This is a genomic window from Streptomyces angustmyceticus, assembly GCF_040701845.1.
Lineage (GTDB): Bacteria > Actinomycetota > Actinomycetes > Streptomycetales > Streptomycetaceae > Streptomyces > Streptomyces angustmyceticus_A.
Genome location: NZ_JBFBHQ010000006.1, coordinates 14,793 through 30,729 on the forward strand (window position 1 = coordinate 14,793; position 15,937 = coordinate 30,729).

Here is a 15,937-nt window from a genome sequence, read left to right on the forward strand (position 1 = left end):
GAAGCCCTCCTCGTCAACGGGGAGGGCTTCGCCCGCCTTGCGGCGACCTGCCGCGGCACCGGCACCCGGCTGCACCCGGCGGCTCAGCCGGTGACCTCGACGCGCAGCGCGCACGCACGGATCCGGTCCACCAGCTCCAGCGTGGTGACCGCATCCGCACGCCGGTCCGCCTCCGCCGTTCCCCCGCCCGACGCACCGCAGGTACGGACCGCGGAGGCGAAGTCCGCCACGCACCGCAGATACTGGTCGGCGGCCGGCAGGTCGAGCCGCTCGATCCCGCCCTGCTCCTCCAGCAGCAGGGCGGGACGCTGGTCGGCGGGTGGGCTGAAGGCGTGCTCCGTGGTGAGGCGGGCCCGGCTGCCCCACAGGGCGTACCGCGCCGCATAGGCGTGTTCGAAGCCGAACTCCAGGGACGCCTGCACACCCGAGTCGGCGGCGAGCAGCACCTGCCCGGACAGGTCGAGCCCATCGCCGGCCCGGGTCCGCAGCGTCGCTCCGGCCACCCGCAGACCGCGGCCGAGGAACCGTACCGCCGTCCGCAGCGGATACACGCCCGCGTCCAGCAGCGCGCCGCCGCCCAGCTCCGGTACGTAGCGGATGTCCTCGGCCGGGAGCGGCGGGATGCAGAACGCGGCGTGCAGCGAACGCAGTTCACCGATCCGGCCGGAACGCAGCAGCGACTCCACCGCGTCGTGGCGGGGGTGGTGGAGGAACATGAAGTTCTCCCGCAGCACCAGGCCGGCCCGTTCCGCGAGCGTCACCAGTTCCCGGGCCTCGTCGGCACCGCCCGCCATCGGCTTCTCCACCAGCACGTGCTTGCCCGCCCGCAGCGACCGGGCCGCCCAGGCGTGGTGCAGGGCGGTGGGCAGCGGTACGTAGACGGCGTCGATGTCGGGCCGCTCCAGCAGGGACTGATAGCCGGCGACGGCCGCACCACCGAAGCGGTCGGCGAACCGCCGGGCCCGCACCAGGTCGCGTGCGGCCACCGCCACCACGTCGATGTCCGGGCAGGCCGCCATCGCGGGCAGCACCCGCCGCCAGGCGATCGAGGCCGCGCCCAGCACCCCGACCCGGACCGGCCGGGCGCTCACCGCAGCGTCCGCAGGGCCGCGACCAGCGTTCGGGCCTGGACGTTCAGATGGCCGCTGTAGCGCAGCAGCTCATCGAGCTGACGTTCCGACACCCAGCGGAACTCCATGCCCTCCTCGACCGGGTCGCCGGGCTCCGCCTCGATGATCAGGTACCGGCTGCGGGCGTGGTGGAAGCGGCCGCCCTCCTCGGAGAGGACGGTGTCGAAGCGGGTGCGCTCGGCGCGCCGGCCGAGCACCAGGTCCAGATACGGGGGCCGGGCCGCGGCCGGCAGATGGGCGTAGTTCTCCGGGGTGCACTGCACGGTCGGTCCGAGTTCGACGCCGTCGGCGAAGCCCGGCTCCACCCGCGCCCGCATCAGCGCATGCGCCACCCCGCCGATCCGCCGCACCAGCAGCGCCGCCACCCCGTCGCCGTGCGGCCGCAGCAGCGGCTGGGACCAGGTGGGCACCTCGCGGCTGCGGGAGCCGACGTGCACGGCCACGATGCTGAAGTACCGTCCGCTGTCGTGGGAGAGCGCCTCGGGCGACCAGCGCCAGTCGGGCACCCGCGTCAGCGGCAGCCGCTCGGTGCTGAGCCGGTGCTCGGCCCGGCGCCCGGTGAGCCAGCTGCGGATCTCGCGGTCGGTGTGCAGGTCGGTCCCACGACGGGGTGCCTCGGAGGCGTCGTCGGCGCCGGTGTGCCAGTCGGGCAGGCAGGAGAGCACCGTGCGCGCGTCCATGTTGATCAGGTCCTCGTGGCGCATCAGCGCGTGCAGCTGTCCCAGGGTCAGCCAGCAGAAGTCCTCGCCGGCCTCGACCTCCGCTCCCGCCTCGATCACCATGTTGCGGTTGCGCTTGCGGTAGAACCAGGACCCCTGCTCGGACTGCAGGACGTCCGCCAGCACCCGGCCCGGCTCCGGCGACCGGAACAGGTCGAGGTAGGGCACCGGCGAACCGCCGTGCACCCGGGTGTAGTTGCTGCGCGTGGCCTGCACGGTGGGGGAGAGCTGCACCCCGTTGATGTTCCCGGGCTCGGACTTCGCCTGCATCAGCAGGTGCGGCACCCCGTCGAACTCGCGGACCGCGATGCCGAGGATTCCGCACTCCGGCTGGCTGATGATCGGCTGTGCCCAGGCGGCCACCGGCCCGAAGTCGGAGCGGACCCGCAGCCCCTGGACGGAGAAGAACCGTCCGCTCCGGTGCCGCAGGTCCCCGGTGTCCGGATCGGCATGCCACTGGGACATCTCGTCGAAACGGATCCGCTCGACCCGCTGGGCATGAGTGGCCCGGCGTTCGGCGAGCCAGTCGAAGAACGCGGCGGTGGACATCCGCAGCCCGTCCGTGCAGCGTACGGACTCGGCCAGCCGCAGCGGGCGGCCCGCGTCGGCCCGGAGCGGCCGGCTCGCCGCGGCGGTGTGCGTGCTCACAGCACTCCCTCCAGGAACCTCACCGCGGAGGCGGCGCCGTCCTCTTCGCCGAGCAGCCGGCCCAGCCCCGCCGCGGTGGCCGCCATGACAGGATCCTCCACCGCGGTGCGCACGGCGGCGGCCAGGGCGCCCGCGGTCAGGTCGCGCTGTTTGAGCGGGGGCGGTGCCACGCCCAGCCGGTGCAGATGACCGCCCCACATCAGCTGGTTCACCTCAAAGGGGCAGACGACTTGGGGAATCCCGGCGGTGAGCGCCGCGTTGTGGGCGCCGAGCGAGCCGGAGTTGACGGCCGCCCGGGTCTGCGGCAGCAGCCACCCGTAGGGGACCTCGTCGAGGGCGAGGACGTTCCCCGGGGCGCGGCCGATGTCGAGAGCGCCCCAGCCGGCGACGACGACGGCCCGGTACCCGGTCTGTGCGATCGCGTCCAGCACCAGGCGCGCGGTGTGCTCCGGTTCCGTGCCCACGGCGCTGCCGAAACCGAAGAACACCGGCCGCTCCCCGTCCTCCAGGAAGCGCACCAGACGCTCCGGCGGCTGCCAGCCGGGGGCCGGCGGCAGATGCCAGAAGCCCGCCGTGTGCACCGAGTCGGGCCAGTCGGACCCGGGCTTGATGATGTGCGGGCTGAAGCTGTGCAGCACCGGCGCGGGGGTGCCGTCGGCGCGGTGGCGGAAGTCGAGGAAGCCGTCGCGGGGCGGCAGCCCGAGGGTCTGTGCACGCCAGGACCGGACGGCCTCGATGACCTCCGGTCCGAGGAAGGTCCGCACATCCGTCCGGCTGTGGTCCGTGCGGTCCGAGAATGCCGCGGACAGCAGGCCGAACGAGGGGTAGTCCCGCGAGACGACGAAGTTCGGGTAGAGAGAGCCCAGGACGTGCGGCACCCCCAGCCGCTCCGCGATCTGCGGCACCGCCTCACGGAACGCGTGCGAGTGCACCACGAGGTCCGCGTCGCCGGCCGCCGCCTGCCACATGTCCTCCAGCACGGCGGTGTAGAGCGGCACCATATCCCTGCGGATCGAGGCCCGCTGCCGGTCGCTCTCCGCGGACGGACGGTCGCTGTTCACCTGCAGCTGCCGGATGTCGGCCCGCGAGCGGATCCGTACCGCGCCGTCGTCCAACGGGGCGAATTCGACGCCGTATTCGGCGGCCAGCGGAGCATAGAGACGAGGAGCCGCCAGCACGGCCTTGTGCCCCGCCAGGTTGAGGGCGTACGCGAGCGCCAGATACGGCTGCACATCGCCCCGATTTCCGTAGCAGTAGACCAGTGCCTTCAACGTCGAGCCCTCCCGTGGTCGTTGAGGGCACCCTTTCCGTTGATGCCGGAAGGGCACAAGAGGCAGCTTGTTCCGTACAGATCGCATCCAGCTCCCTTTCACCGCGTCGGACTTAACGTGACGGGAGCTCGGAGTACATCGACGGGAGGATCCGGCGCGTGAAAGCATTGATATATTCCCACGGCAGTCGTGGGGATATTCAGCCGTATCTCGCACTGGCCTACGCTCTTCAGCAGGCGGGACATGCGGCCACGTTGGTCGGGCCGCGTCTGTACGGATCCTGGGTCGCCGAATACGGCGTCGAATTCGCCCCGGTCAACGACGAGGGCGTACGGCTCCATTCGCGTCCCGACGTCCGTGAAATCCTCGTCAACAACGAGCGGTCGACGGACGACCATCAAAAGGCCCGGGAGCGCATTTTCCAGGAAATCTTCCCCCGGCTGTATCCGCTGATGCTGAAGGACATGTGGGACGCGGCGGCCGGCGGCGCGGATGTCGTCATCCATTCGCACTCCTCCCGGCAGGCCGTGCACCAGATCGCCGAGAAGCTGGGCGTCCCGCACGTCCTGGCCAGCCTCTACCCGCACTTCGTCGCCTCCCGCCGCTACCCGGCCGACGTCGGTACGTTCGAGGAACGGCCGGACAACCTCGCGCGGCACGCCGAGGCCAACGACCGTCCCATCAAGGGCCCGCTGGCGCAGATGTTCGCCCGCTGGCGCAGCGACGTCCTCGGACTGCCCCCGCGCGAGGGCTTCCTGGACAACAGGTTCCGCGCCGACGGGACTCCGGCGCCGGTCCTGATGGGGTTCAGCCCGCATGTCCTCGAACCGGCCCCCGACTGGCCGGAGTGGGTGCACACCACCGGATTCTGGATGCTGCCCCCCACCCCGGCGTGGCGGCCCCCGCAGCGGCTGCTGCGGTTCCTGGCAGACGGCGAGAAGCCCGTCTTCATCGGATTCGGCAGCCACTTGGGGATCGACCCCGAGGAGACCGGCCGGGCCGTGCTGGAGGCCGTGCGCCGGACCGGTGTCCGCGCCGTCGTCGTCACCGGCTGGGGCGGCATCGTCGTCCCCGACCCGCCCGAGAACCTCCTCGTCGCGGAGGAGATCCCCTACGACTGGCTGTTCCCGCAGGTGCGGGCCGTCGTCCACCCCGGCGGCACCGGGACGCACAACGCCGCGCTGAAGGCCGGCGTGCCCCAGGTGATCTGCCCCTTCCAGAAGGAGGGCGTCATGTGGGCGGACCATCTGCACGCCCTGGGGGTGGCCCCGGCTCCGGTCAAGCACCGCGACCTCACCGCAGACGCGCTCACCGACGCCCTCCGTCTGGCACTGAACGACCCCGGCATCGCGCATACCGTCGCCCGGCTCGCCGAGCGGACCGCTCCCGAGGACGGAGCCGGGAACGCGGTCCGCGTGCTGGAAAAGATCGTCGCGTGACCGCAGCCCCCGTACCGCCATCGCACACATCGAACCCACAGGAAAAGGCGAGGACATGACCAACCCGTTCGAGAACGAAGACGGCCGCTACCTGGTCCTGGTCAACGACGAGAACCAGCACTCGCTCTGGCCGAGTTTCGCCGAGGTGCCCGCCGGCTGGACCGTGGCCCACACCGAGGACACCCGGCAGGCGTGCCTGGACTACATCGAGGCGAACTGGACCGACATGCGCCCCGCCAGCCTGGTCCGGCAGATGGCCGGCTGACCATGCGCTCCTCCCTCCACACCACACCCCGGCCCGACGAGGAGCCGGTGACGGTGGTGTGGGGGGAACTGCCGCCCGGCCAGGAGCGCGAGGCCACCCACGCCGCTCTCCTGCGCGCCGCCGCGGAGCTGACGGGCGCCCCCGCCCACCGCATCCGGCTCGACCACGCGCCCGACGGCGGCCCGCGGCTGACCGGCCCCGCGTCGGGACTGCGGGTGAGCGTGAGCCACACCAGGGGCGCCGGGGCGGTCGCCCTGAGCAGACACCGGCCGGTCGGCGTGGACATCGAGACCATCCGCCCGATCGCCGCCGGACCGCTGGCCCGGCGCTGGTTCGACGCGGCGTGTGCCGACTGGGTCGCCCGCAGCCCCCGGAACGATGGGGTCCGGGCGTTCCTGTGGCTGTGGACCCAGAAGGAAGCGATCGGCAAGGCCCGCGGACACGGACTGGCCGCGGGGGGCCTCACCCAGCCGCTGGCGCTCCCGGCGGACACACTCACCGGCCCGACGGGCCGGCTGCGCCCGCTCCCCGACGACCCGCGCACCGCCTGCGCGGTACTCCCGACCGGGTCGCCGCGCCATGTCCTGGCCCTGGCCGTCGCCGACGGCTGACGTCCCGTATCCAACCCACCCACAGACGAAGGGAGCCGGCGAGTGGCGAGGCACGCCCGTGACAGCGCGGCCGGCCGCGGCGGCTGGTTCCGCCGCACCGCCCGCTACTGCCTGCGGCACCCCGGCGGGCTGCTGTTCTCGCTCATCGGCGCGCTCGGGGCCACAGCGGTGAGCGTGACGGTGCCCCTGGTCACCAAGGTGGTCATCGACGAGGTCACCGTCCACGCCAACCGCCCGCTCCTGCCCTGGATCGCCCTGCTGGTGGGCGCCGCGGTCGCCGGATACGGCCTGACGTTCCTGCGCCGCTTCTACGCGAGCCGGCTCGCCGCCGACGTCCAGCACGACATGCGCACCGACCTGTTCCGCTCCCTGGCGCGCCTGGACGGTGCGCGCCAGGACGAGTGGGGCACCGGCCAGCTCGTAGGGCGCGCCACCAGCGACCTCACCATGGTCCACGGCCTGGTCATGGTGCTCCCCGCCATGGTCACCAACCTCGCCACCCTCGGCGCCGCGGTGGCCGTGATGGGCGTCCTGTCCCCCCGGCTCACCCTGGTCGCCCTGGCCATGATCCCCGCCCTGTGGTTCCTGGCCCGGCGCAGCCAGCCCCGCATGCTGAAAGCCTCCTGGGAAGCCCAGGACCACACCGCCGCCCTGGCCGGAGTGGTCGACAGCTCCGTCGCCGGCATCCGCGTGGTCAAGGGCTTCGGCCAGGAGCGGCAGGAGCTGGCCCGGCTCACCGCGGCGGCCCGCCGGCTGTACTCCGGGCGGCTGCGGGTCCTGCGGCTCACCGCCCGCTACGAACCGCTGCTCCAGGCGATACCCGCGCTGGCCCAGGTCGGCATCCTGGCCCTCGGCGGCTGGATGGCGCTCCGCGGCGAGCTCTCGCTCGGCACCTTCGTCGCCTTCTCCGCCTACCTCGCCCAGCTCGTCGTCCCGTTGAGCATGCTGGTGGGCCTGTTGAGCGCGGTCCAGCAGGGCGCCGCCGCGATCAACCGGGTCCTCGACCTCGTCAAGGCCCGGCCGACGCTGGCACAAGGACGCGAGCGGCTGCCCGCGCAGTCCCCCCTCGACATCGTCTTCGACCGCGTCACCTTCGGCTACGACCCCGACCGCCCCGTCCTCGACGACTTCTCCCTGCGGATCGCCCCCGGCGAGACGGTCGCCGTCGTCGGCAGCCCCGGCTCGGGCAAATCGACCCTCTCCCACCTCCTGACCCGGCACTACGACCCCGACCGGGGCGCGGTGCGGATCGGCGGGGTCGACATCCGCGAGTTCACCTTCGACGCCCTGCGCGGCGCCCTGGGGCTGGTCCCGGAGGAGACCTTCCTGTTCGCCGCGAGCATCCGCGACAACATCGCCTTCGGACGCCCGGACGCCGACGACGCCGAGATCCGCGCCGCCGCCCGCCTCGCGCAGGCCGACGCGTTCGTCATGGGCCTCCCGGACGGCTACGACACCCCGGTGGGGGAGCGCGGCCAGAACCTCTCCGGCGGCCAGCGGCAGCGCATCGCACTCGCCCGCGCACTGCTCACCCGGCCCCGGCTGCTGGTGCTCGACGACGCCACCTCCGCCGTCGACACCCACGTCGAGGCCGCGATCCACGACGGGCTGCGCACCCTGATGGCAGGCCGGACCACGCTGCTCACCGCCCGCCGGAAATCGACCCTCACCATGGCGGACCGGATCGCCGTCCTGGACGGCGGCCGGCTGGCCGACACCGGAACCCACACCGAACTCCTGGCCCGCTGCCCGCTCTACCGCGACCTCTTCCACGGCCAGGAAGCCGGGACCCCGGACCGAGCCGAGCACGCCGCGGCACCTCCCGCGGCCCCACCGCAGCAGAGCGGGCCCCGCCCGGAGACGGCCCCCGCCGGCCGTCCCGCGGTGCCTGCCGCCGGCCACACGCCCGACGTGGACGAGGCAGCCGCGACCCGGGACACCGGAGGCCGGTTCGGCCTGCGCGATCTGCTGCGCGGCTTCTGGATCCCCCTCACCCTCGGCCTGCTCCTGGTCGTCGCCGACGCGGCCGGCGGACTGGCCCAGCCCTACGCCGTCCGGCAGGGCGTCCAGGCCTCGCTCGGTTCCGCACCCGCCGCCCTGTGGGCGGCCTGCGCCGGCGCCCTGCTGATCGCCCTGCTGCGCTGGGCCGTCCAGTGGGGCACCCTGCGGACGACCGGTCGCACCGGCGAACGCGTCCTCTACGCCCTGCGCCTCAGGGTCTTCGCCCACCTGCACCGACTCGGCCTCGACCACTACGAGAAGGAGGCGGCGGGCCGGACCATGACCCGGATGACCACGGACGTGGACTCCCTGTCCGCCTTCGTGCAGAGCGGACTCGTGGCGCTCCTGGTCAGCCTGCTCACCCTCACCGGGGTCACGGTGGCGCTGCTCCTGGTGGACTCTTCGATGCTGCTGGTCGTCCTGCTGTCGCTGCCCCTCCTGTACGCCGCCACGGCCGTGTTCCGCAAACGCTCCGTGCGGGCCTACGGCCTGGCCAGGGACCGCACCGCCGTCGTCAACGGCACCTTCCAGGAGTCCGCGGCGGGCATGCGGATCGCCCAGGTCTTCCGTCGCGAGGACACCGTCGTGCGACGCTTCACCGACGACAGCCTGGCCTACCGCCGGGCGCGGGTCCGCTCGCAGTTCCTGATGGCGCTGTACTTCCCCTTCATCCAGTTCCTCGCCGACCTGGTGGCCGCCCTGGTGCTGGCCCTCGGGGCCCGGCGGGTGGCCGACGGCTCCATGGCGGTCGGCACCCTCGTGGCCTACCTGCTCTACCTGGAACTCTTCTTCACCCCGCTGCAGCAGCTCTCCCAGCTCTTCGACAGCTACCAGCAGGCGAGGGTCTCCCTCGGCCGGCTCAGGGAACTGCTCGAACTGCGCAGCTCCACCCCCGAGGCCGGCGCCCCCCTGGAGGTCGGCCGGCTGCGCGGGGAGGTCGTCTTCCAGAACGTGCACTTCCGCTACCCCGCCGCGGGCGAAGCGGCCGGGACGGTCGGCCTGGACGGGCTCGATCTGCGGATCCCCGCAGGACAGCGGGTCGCGTTCGTCGGCGAGACCGGGGCGGGCAAGAGCACCCTGGTCAAGCTGGCCGCCCGCTTCTACGATCCGGACCACGGCGCGGTGCTCGTCGACGGCACCGACCTTCGCGCACTCGACCTGACCGGCTTCCGGCAGCGGCTCGGCGTCGTACCGCAGGAGCCCTACCTCTTCGCCGGCACGGTCCGCGACGCCATCGCCTACGGCCGCCCCGACGCCACCGACGCGGAGGTCGAGGCCGCGGCCCGGCAGACCGGCGCGCACCAGATCATCACCGGGCTCGACGGCGGCTACCGGCACCGGATCGCCGAGGGCGGGCGCAACCTCTCCGCCGGCCAGCGGCAGTTGATCGCCCTGGCCCGGGCCCAGTTGGTCCAGCCCGACATCCTGCTCCTCGACGAAGCGACCTCGTCCCTGGACCCGGCGACCGAAGCACTCGTCGGCCGGGCCACCGAACGGCTCACCGCACGCCGCACGGCACTGATCGTCGCGCACCGGCTCACGATCGCCTCCCGCGCCGACCGGATCGTCGTGCTCGACCGGGGCCGGCTGTGCGAGGACGGCACCCACGACGAACTCCTCGCGCTGGGCGGGCGCTACGCCCGGCTCTGGCAGGCCCACGAAGCACGACCGGCCCCGGCCGCCATCCCCGTTCCGACCGCGCCCGCTCATGGGCTCCAGATGCAGGAAAGGCTCCAATGACCGCACAGCAGCGCATCGTCCTGGCCGAGCCGAGAGGGTTCTGCGCGGGCGTACGCCGCGCCATCGGCATCGTGGAGCGCGCCCTGGACCTGCACGGCGCGCCCGTCTACGTGCGCAAGGAAATCGTGCACAACCACTACGTCGTCGGCGAACTGGAGAAGCGCGGCGCCGTGTTCGTGGACAGCGAGGAGGAGGTGCCCGAGGGCGCGGTCTGTGTCTTTTCCGCCCACGGCGTCTCCCCGGCGGTGCGGGACGCCGCGGACGGCCGCCGGCTCTCGGTCATCGACGCCACCTGCCCCCTTGTCGCCAAGGTGCACCAGGAAGCGGTGCGCTTCGCCCGCGACGGCCGGACCATCCTGCTGGTCGGCCACGCACACCACGAAGAGGTCGAGGGCGTCCAGGGAGAGGCCCCCGAGCGGACCGTCGTGGTGGAGAGCGAGGACGACGTCGCCCGCCTCGACCTGCCCGACGACACCCCCGTGGCCTATCTGACCCAGACCACCCTGTCGTTCGACGAGACCGCCAAGGTCGTCGAGGCCCTCCACCGGCGGTTCCGCGACATCACCGGGCCGCACGGCGACGACATCTGCTACGCCAGTCAGAACCGCCAGAACGCCGTCAAGTCCCTGGCCCGCGCCCACGACCTGGTTCTGGTGGTCGGCTCCCGCAACTCCAGCAACTCCCTGCGCATGGTCGAGGTCGCCCGCGAACACGGCTGCACCGCCCACCTGGTGCCCGACGCGAGTCACCTCGACGAGCGCTGGCTGCGGACGGCGACCACCATCGGCATCAGCTCCGGCGCCAGCGCTCCCGAGATCCTGGTCCGCGGCCTCGTGGACCGCCTCGCCGCGCTCGGCTACACGGACGTCCAGGTGGACACCGGCGCCACCGAGGACGTCGTCTTCACCATGCCCGCCCGCCTCGCGGACCCGGTCACCGGCCGCATCCCCCGTACCCCTCTGGCCGATGAGGCCCGTTGACGACCAGCACTGGAAGAGCAGCCATGCCGTCACTTGACTCCATAAAAGGACCAGCGGACCTGCGGGCTCTGAACGCCGCCGAAGTTCGTCAACTGGTCCCCGAGATCCGGCAGTTCCTCATCGACACGGTCAGCCGCACCGGCGGGCACCTCGGCCCCAACCTGGGCGTGGTCGAGCTGACCCTCGCCCTGCACCGGGTGTTCGACTCGCCCCGGGACACCCTCCTGTGGGACACCGGCCACCAGACCTATGTGCACAAGCTCCTCACCGGCCGAGCCGGGCGGTTCGCCACCCTGCGGCAGCCGGACGGCCTCTCGGGATACCCCTCCCGCGCCGAATCCGCGCACGACATCATCGAGAACTCCCACGCCTCGACCGTGCTCTCCTACGCCGACGGACTGGCGAAGGCCCACCACCTGCGGGGGATCACCGAGCGGGCCGTGGTCGCCGTCATCGGCGACGGCGCCCTCACCGGCGGCATGGCCTGGGAAGCCCTGAACAACATCGCGGCCGCGCCGCACCGCCCGGTCATCATCGTGCTCAACGACAACACCCGCTCCTACGCCCCGACCGTCGGCGGCCTCGCCAGGCACCTCTCCCACCTGCGCGCCCCCGGCGACGCGGCCCTGCCCGGCGTCTTCGAGAACCTGGGCCTGGCACACCTCGGACCGGTCGACGGCCACGACATCGCCGCACTGGAAACCGCTTTCCGCCAGGCCGCCGCGCTCGGCCGGCCCGTCGTCGTGCACTGCGTCACCGAGAAGGGCCGCGGACACGCCCCCGCCGAACAGCACGAGGCCGACCGCTTCCACGCGGTCCGCGCCCGGCCCACCGCGACCGCCGGCCCCGACCGCGCGCCCTCCCCGAGCTGGACCTCCGTCTTCGGAGCGGAACTCGCCGAACTCGGCGCCGCCCGGCCGGACCTGGCCGCGGTGACGGCCGCCATGCTGGAACCCACCGGACTCGCCGAGTTCGCCCGGCGCTTCCCGGAGCGCACCTTCGACGTCGGCATCGCCGAACAGCACGCCGTCACCTCGGCCGCGGGGCTCGCCCTGGGCGGACTCCACCCCGTGGTCGCCGTCTACGCCACCTTCCTCAACCGGGCCTTCGACCAACTGCTGATGGACGTCGCCCTGCACGGCGCGCCGGTGACCTTCGTCCTGGACCGGGCGGGCGTGACCGGCGACGACGGCGCCTCCCACAACGGCATGTGGGACCTGTCCCTGCTGCCTCTGGTGCCCACCCTCCGCGTCGCGGCACCCCGCGACGCCGTCACCCTGCGCCGGGCCCTGCGCGAGGCCGTCGCCGTCGACAACGCGCCCACCGCGCTGCGCTTTCCCAAGGGCCCCGTCGGCGCCCCCGTCCCGGCCGTCGATTCCGTCGCCGGCCTGGACGTCCTGTACCGCTCCGGCCCCCCGGACATCCTCCTCGTGGCCATCGGCACCATGGCCGGCCTCTGCGTCGAGGCCGCCCGGCAGCTGACGGAGTACGGCGCCGGTGTCACCGTGGTGGACCCCCGGTGGATCAAACCGGTCGCGCCCGCCCTGGTCGAGGAGGGGCTGCGCCACCGGACGGTGCTCACGGTGGAGGACAGCGGCCGCACCGGCGGCGCCGGCGCCGCCCTGGCCCAGGCACTGGCCGACGCGGGTGCCGCCGCCCCCGTACGCAACCTCGGCATTCCCCAGCGCTTCCTGCCGCACGGCACCCGCGACGGCGTCCTCGCCCGCAGCGGCCTGACGGCCCGGGGCGTCTTCCGCGCGGCCGTCGACGCCCTGTCCCGCCACGGCACCGTCGTCGAGGCTGCCGCCGAGCGGTAGCCCCGTCCGCGCACCCCACACCCCACGAGGAAGAGAAGAGAAACATCATGACGGTCACGCTCGGCATGCCCTCGGCCCCCGCGCCGACCCTCACCACCCGCCGCCGTACACGTCAGCTCCAGGTCGGACCGGTCGGCGTCGGCAGCGACCACCCGATCGCCGTACAGTCCATGACCACCACCGTCACCGCCGACGTGAACGCCACCCTCCAGCAGATCGCCGAACTCTCCACGGCAGGCTGCGACATCGTGCGCGTCGCCTGCCCGTCGCAGGACGACGCGGACGCCCTGGCCGCGATCGCCGCCAAGTCGCCGATCCCGGTGATCGCGGACATCCACTTCCAGCCCCGGTACGTCTTCGCGGCGATCGAGGCCGGCTGCGCCGCGATCCGGGTGAACCCCGGCAACATCAAGAAGTTCGACGACCAGGTCAAGGACATCGCCCGGGCCGCCAAGGACTGCGGGACGCCCATCAGGATCGGCGTCAACGCCGGCTCCCTCGACGCACGTCTGCTCGCCAAGCACGGCCGGGCCACCCCCGAAGCCCTCGTCGAGTCCGCCCTGTGGGAAGCGTCCCTTTTCGCCGAGCACGACTTCCACGACCTCAAGATCTCGGTCAAGCACAACGACCCTGTGATCATGGTGCGGGCCTACGAACTCCTCGCCGAGGCCTGCGACTACCCCCTGCACCTCGGCGTCACCGAGGCCGGCCCCGCCTTCCAGGGCACCGTGAAGTCCGCCGTCGCGTTCGGCGCGCTGCTCCGCCAGGGCATCGGCGACACCATCCGGGTCTCGCTCTCCGCCCCGCCGGTCGAGGAGATCAAGGTCGGCACCCAGATCCTGCAGGCGCTCAACCTGCGCCCGCGCAAGCTCGACATCGTCTCCTGCCCCTCCTGCGGCCGCGCCCAGGTGGACGTCTACAAGCTCGCAGCCGAGGTCACCGCCGCCCTGGAGGGCATGGACATCCCGCTGCGGGTGGCCGTCATGGGCTGCGTCGTCAACGGGCCGGGCGAGGCCCGCGAGGCCGACCTCGGGGTCGCGTCCGGCAACGGGAAGGGCCAGATCTTCGTCCGGGGCGAGGTGATCCGCACCGTACCGGAATCACGGATCGCCGAGACCCTCATCGAGGAGGCCCTCCGGCTCGCCGAATCCGGCGAGTTCGCACCGGCGGCCGGATGACGCCGGTGTGCTTGCACCGGCTCCGTGCGGTACCCGGCCCCGTGGGGGAGAGGGGTACCGGGGGGAGAGGGGCACCACGGCGAACGGAGCGGTTGTGCGGGGACCGGCAGCGGCGATGCGCGCCGCGGCCGGCCCCCGCAGGATTCACTGCCTGGACAGGTCCGCCGCCGTGATGCGGAAGCGGGCCGTGGTGGCGTCGTCGCTCCAGCGCCGTAGTCCGGCCTTCTCGAGTACGCGGACCGAGGCCGGGTTCGACAGCTCCACGTCGGCCTGCACCGTGTGCACACCCGGCGCCGTCAAGGCGAACTCCACGAGGGCCCGGCCGGCTTCGGAGGCGTAGCCGCGGCCCCGCCGGGAGGCGACCACGCCGTAGCCGAATTCGACGCAGCCGTCGCAGGGAGGCCAGAACAGGCCGAGGGAGCCGACCACCAGGCCGGTGGACCGCTCGACGATCTGGCGGTGGCCGTACCCCGCCGGACCCTCGGGCGCTTCGGAGATGACGCCGGCGATGACGCGGTCGCCCTCGGCGGGGAAGTCCTCCGCCCAGTGCGCCAGTCGGGCATCACGGACCACAGCGGTGAGTTCGGCGCCGGACCACGGCCGCAGCACGAGGCGGTCGGTGGTCAGATCGGCACCGTCGAGAGAGAAAGAAGACACGCAAGACTCCTGGTCGGTCGGAACGACCGGGCCGTCGGTGATCCTCAGACGGCCCGGACAAGGGCATGCTGATGACGGGTCCGGCGGGCCATATGCATCAACCTCCCTCAACCGTCGTCACGCACCGTGCGTACCGGCCGGAACCTATCAGCCGACGTCGGGGCGCTGCCTGCCAATTTCCCGACCGGGTGGGGGAGGCCACGACCGACCGCGACCGATCGCGGACCTACAGGAGCGGCCTCCGCACCCCTCCGCCCGGGTGCGTCCGACCGTTGCCGAGCGCCCTCAAGAGCCCTCACCAGGCGAGCCTTTGAGCAGGAGGTCGGAGGCGTGGGAGAAGACCTCGGTACGGGTCCGGCTGCCGTGGTGGTAGGCGAGGAAGTGATTGCCGATCGCCAGGCAGAAGGCGAGCAGACTGCGGGCCTCGGCCTCGTCCGGGTCCGCGCAGATGGTGCCGAACAGCTCACGCGCGTAGTCCATGCGCCGGTTGTCGACGCGGCGCAGGCGCTCGGCGACCGACTCGTCACGCCGGGCCCAGTCGCGGATGGCCAGGTCGATCGGCAGCAGACGGTCGCTGGAGAAGGTGAGCCGGCCCGCGTGCCGGATCTTCGTCCGGGCGTCCCCGCCCTCGCGCTCGACCCGGTCGCGCACCTGGTCGACGCTCTCGCGCTCCCAGGTGTCGAGCATCGCCTCCAGCAGCGCGTCGCGATTGGGGAAGTGCCCGTAGAACCCGCCCTTGGTGACGCCGAGCGCCCGGGCCAGGCTCTCGATCCGGACGGCGTCCGGGCCGCCGGCGGCCAGCGCCAGCAGGCCCTGCTCGATCCAGCTGCTGCGGGGAGTGCGTGTGACGGCGGGCATGTCCCCAGTATCGCCGGTGGTGTTGACAGCGTTTCACGGCGGTCTACCATGACGAAATATACGGCGCCGTATATTTGACGGTGCAGGGGGAAGTCACCGGACGGCAACGTCCGGTGCCGACGAAAGGAGGTGGCGGGATGACAGTCGGATTTGTCGGCGTTCACTACCCCCGCCCCACGCACTTCGACGACTTCATCACCCGCGTGCAACACGCTGTCGACGTCCTGCGGACGGCGCCTGGCTGCCTGTCCGCCGCATGCTGGGTCACGGGCGAGAACGATGCCGTCGTCTCCACCGCCCAGTTCGCCTCCGACGAGGCCCTCGCGGCATCCTTCGCCGTGGCCCAGGAGGCCGGCGTGGACTTCGCCTACGACGAGCGGGAACGCCTCCCTCGCCAGGTCCTCACCCTCCGCCCGTCGGCGGCACCGGCGGACGAGAAGCCCGTGACGATGCCGACGACCGGGTGAGGCGACGGCCGTTCGAAGCGTGACGGCAGCAAGGAGGTGCCCGGCGTCGGCAGCTGGGGACGGTGCTCAACACCGTTCCGTATCGGGGGTGTTGCCGAACCGGGTCCTCCGGCCGTACTCCGTCGCCCCAGGGCAGCAGCCCAGGCGGAGCGCGGC

At 72.6% G+C, this 15,937-nt stretch carries 13 protein-coding genes; 8 read left to right on the forward strand and 5 right to left on the reverse strand.

Annotation, left to right across the window (positions count from 1 at the left end):
- Positions 1 to 83: 83 nt before the first annotated feature.
- Genes AB0411_RS15610 through AB0411_RS15620 form a run of 3 tightly spaced genes read right to left on the reverse strand, consistent with a single transcriptional unit; the run spans position 84 to position 3,768 of the window.
- Positions 84 to 1,091: a Gfo/Idh/MocA family protein gene (locus AB0411_RS15610; RefSeq protein ID WP_366417829.1), complete on the reverse strand. Its 1,008-nt coding sequence runs from the start codon at positions 1,089 to 1,091 to the stop codon at positions 84 to 86.
- Positions 1,088 to 2,497 (reverse strand): NDP-hexose 2,3-dehydratase family protein, encoded by a 1,410-nt coding sequence (locus AB0411_RS15615; protein ID WP_366417830.1) that lies wholly within the window; start codon positions 2,495 to 2,497, stop codon positions 1,088 to 1,090. Before AB0411_RS15615 ends, AB0411_RS15610 begins: the two co-directional genes overlap by 4 nt.
- The gene (locus AB0411_RS15620) at positions 2,494 to 3,768 is read right to left on the reverse strand and encodes a glycosyltransferase (protein ID WP_366417831.1); all 1,275 of its coding nucleotides are present in this window, start codon (positions 3,766 to 3,768) and stop codon (positions 2,494 to 2,496) included. The genes AB0411_RS15615 and AB0411_RS15620 overlap by 4 nt, the downstream gene beginning before the upstream one ends.
- 158 nt (positions 3,769 to 3,926) lie before the next feature.
- Between AB0411_RS15620 and AB0411_RS15625 the strand changes: the two genes are divergently transcribed.
- From AB0411_RS15625 to ispG, 7 genes are read left to right on the forward strand one after another with little or no spacing between them, the layout of a single operon-like run.
- Positions 3,927 to 5,207 (forward strand): glycosyltransferase, encoded by a 1,281-nt coding sequence (locus AB0411_RS15625; protein ID WP_366417832.1) that lies wholly within the window; start codon positions 3,927 to 3,929, stop codon positions 5,205 to 5,207.
- Positions 5,208 to 5,262: 55 nt separating this feature from the next.
- Complete coding sequence (locus AB0411_RS15630) at positions 5,263 to 5,472, forward strand: MbtH family protein (RefSeq protein WP_366417833.1); 210 nt, start codon at positions 5,263 to 5,265, stop codon at positions 5,470 to 5,472.
- A 2-nt stretch (positions 5,473 to 5,474) separates the two neighbouring features.
- Positions 5,475 to 6,083, forward strand: a complete 609-nt coding sequence (locus tag AB0411_RS15635) for a 4'-phosphopantetheinyl transferase family protein (protein WP_366417834.1) — start codon at positions 5,475 to 5,477, stop codon at positions 6,081 to 6,083.
- A 42-nt stretch (positions 6,084 to 6,125) separates the two neighbouring features.
- The gene (locus tag AB0411_RS15640) at positions 6,126 to 9,824 is read left to right on the forward strand and encodes an ABC transporter ATP-binding protein (protein WP_366417835.1); all 3,699 of its coding nucleotides are present in this window, start codon (positions 6,126 to 6,128) and stop codon (positions 9,822 to 9,824) included.
- On the forward strand, positions 9,821 to 10,804 hold the full coding sequence (locus AB0411_RS15645) for a 4-hydroxy-3-methylbut-2-enyl diphosphate reductase (RefSeq protein WP_366417836.1): 984 nt from the start codon (positions 9,821 to 9,823) through the stop codon (positions 10,802 to 10,804). The genes AB0411_RS15640 and AB0411_RS15645 overlap by 4 nt, the downstream gene beginning before the upstream one ends.
- A gap of 23 nt (positions 10,805 to 10,827) precedes the next feature.
- On the forward strand, positions 10,828 to 12,621 hold the full coding sequence (locus AB0411_RS15650) for a 1-deoxy-D-xylulose-5-phosphate synthase (RefSeq protein ID WP_366417837.1): 1,794 nt from the start codon (positions 10,828 to 10,830) through the stop codon (positions 12,619 to 12,621).
- Between the two features lie 47 nt (positions 12,622 to 12,668).
- Positions 12,669 to 13,799 (forward strand): flavodoxin-dependent (E)-4-hydroxy-3-methylbut-2-enyl-diphosphate synthase, encoded by a 1,131-nt coding sequence (gene ispG, locus AB0411_RS15655; RefSeq protein WP_437042180.1) that lies wholly within the window; start codon positions 12,669 to 12,671, stop codon positions 13,797 to 13,799.
- 144 nt (positions 13,800 to 13,943) lie between these two features.
- Here the strand turns inward: ispG and AB0411_RS15660 are convergent, their stop codons facing one another.
- Positions 13,944 to 14,456 carry a GNAT family N-acetyltransferase gene (locus AB0411_RS15660; protein ID WP_366417838.1) on the reverse strand — a complete coding sequence of 171 codons (513 nt, stop codon included), beginning with the start codon at positions 14,454 to 14,456 and terminating at the stop codon, positions 13,944 to 13,946.
- A gap of 285 nt (positions 14,457 to 14,741) precedes the next feature.
- Positions 14,742 to 15,314 (reverse strand): TetR/AcrR family transcriptional regulator, encoded by a 573-nt coding sequence (locus tag AB0411_RS15665; protein ID WP_366417839.1) that lies wholly within the window; start codon positions 15,312 to 15,314, stop codon positions 14,742 to 14,744.
- 137 nt (positions 15,315 to 15,451) lie between these two features.
- On the opposite strand from AB0411_RS15665, the gene AB0411_RS15670 reads away from it, so the two are divergent.
- Positions 15,452 to 15,781 carry an antibiotic biosynthesis monooxygenase gene (locus AB0411_RS15670; RefSeq protein ID WP_366417840.1) on the forward strand — a complete coding sequence of 110 codons (330 nt, stop codon included), beginning with the start codon at positions 15,452 to 15,454 and terminating at the stop codon, positions 15,779 to 15,781.
- Positions 15,782 to 15,937 lie beyond the last annotated feature (156 nt).

Excerpts from the sequence above, each read along its gene's own strand:
- AB0411_RS15630 (WP_366417833.1), top strand. The coding sequence starts at position 5,263 with ATGACCAACCCGTTCGAGAACGAAGACGGCCGCTACCTGGTCCTGGTC.
- AB0411_RS15635 (WP_366417834.1), top strand. The coding sequence starts at position 5,475 with ATGCGCTCCTCCCTCCACACCACACCCCGGCCCGACGAGGAGCCGGTG.
- AB0411_RS15645 (WP_366417836.1), top strand. The coding sequence starts at position 9,821 with ATGACCGCACAGCAGCGCATCGTCCTGGCCGAGCCGAGAGGGTTCTGC.
- AB0411_RS15650 (WP_366417837.1), top strand. The coding sequence starts at position 10,828 with ATGCCGTCACTTGACTCCATAAAAGGACCAGCGGACCTGCGGGCTCTG.
- ispG (WP_437042180.1), top strand. The coding sequence starts at position 12,669 with ATGACGGTCACGCTCGGCATGCCCTCGGCCCCCGCGCCGACCCTCACC.
- AB0411_RS15665 (WP_366417839.1), bottom strand. The coding sequence starts at position 15,314 with ATGCCCGCCGTCACACGCACTCCCCGCAGCAGCTGGATCGAGCAGGGC.
- AB0411_RS15670 (WP_366417840.1), top strand. The coding sequence starts at position 15,452 with ATGACAGTCGGATTTGTCGGCGTTCACTACCCCCGCCCCACGCACTTC.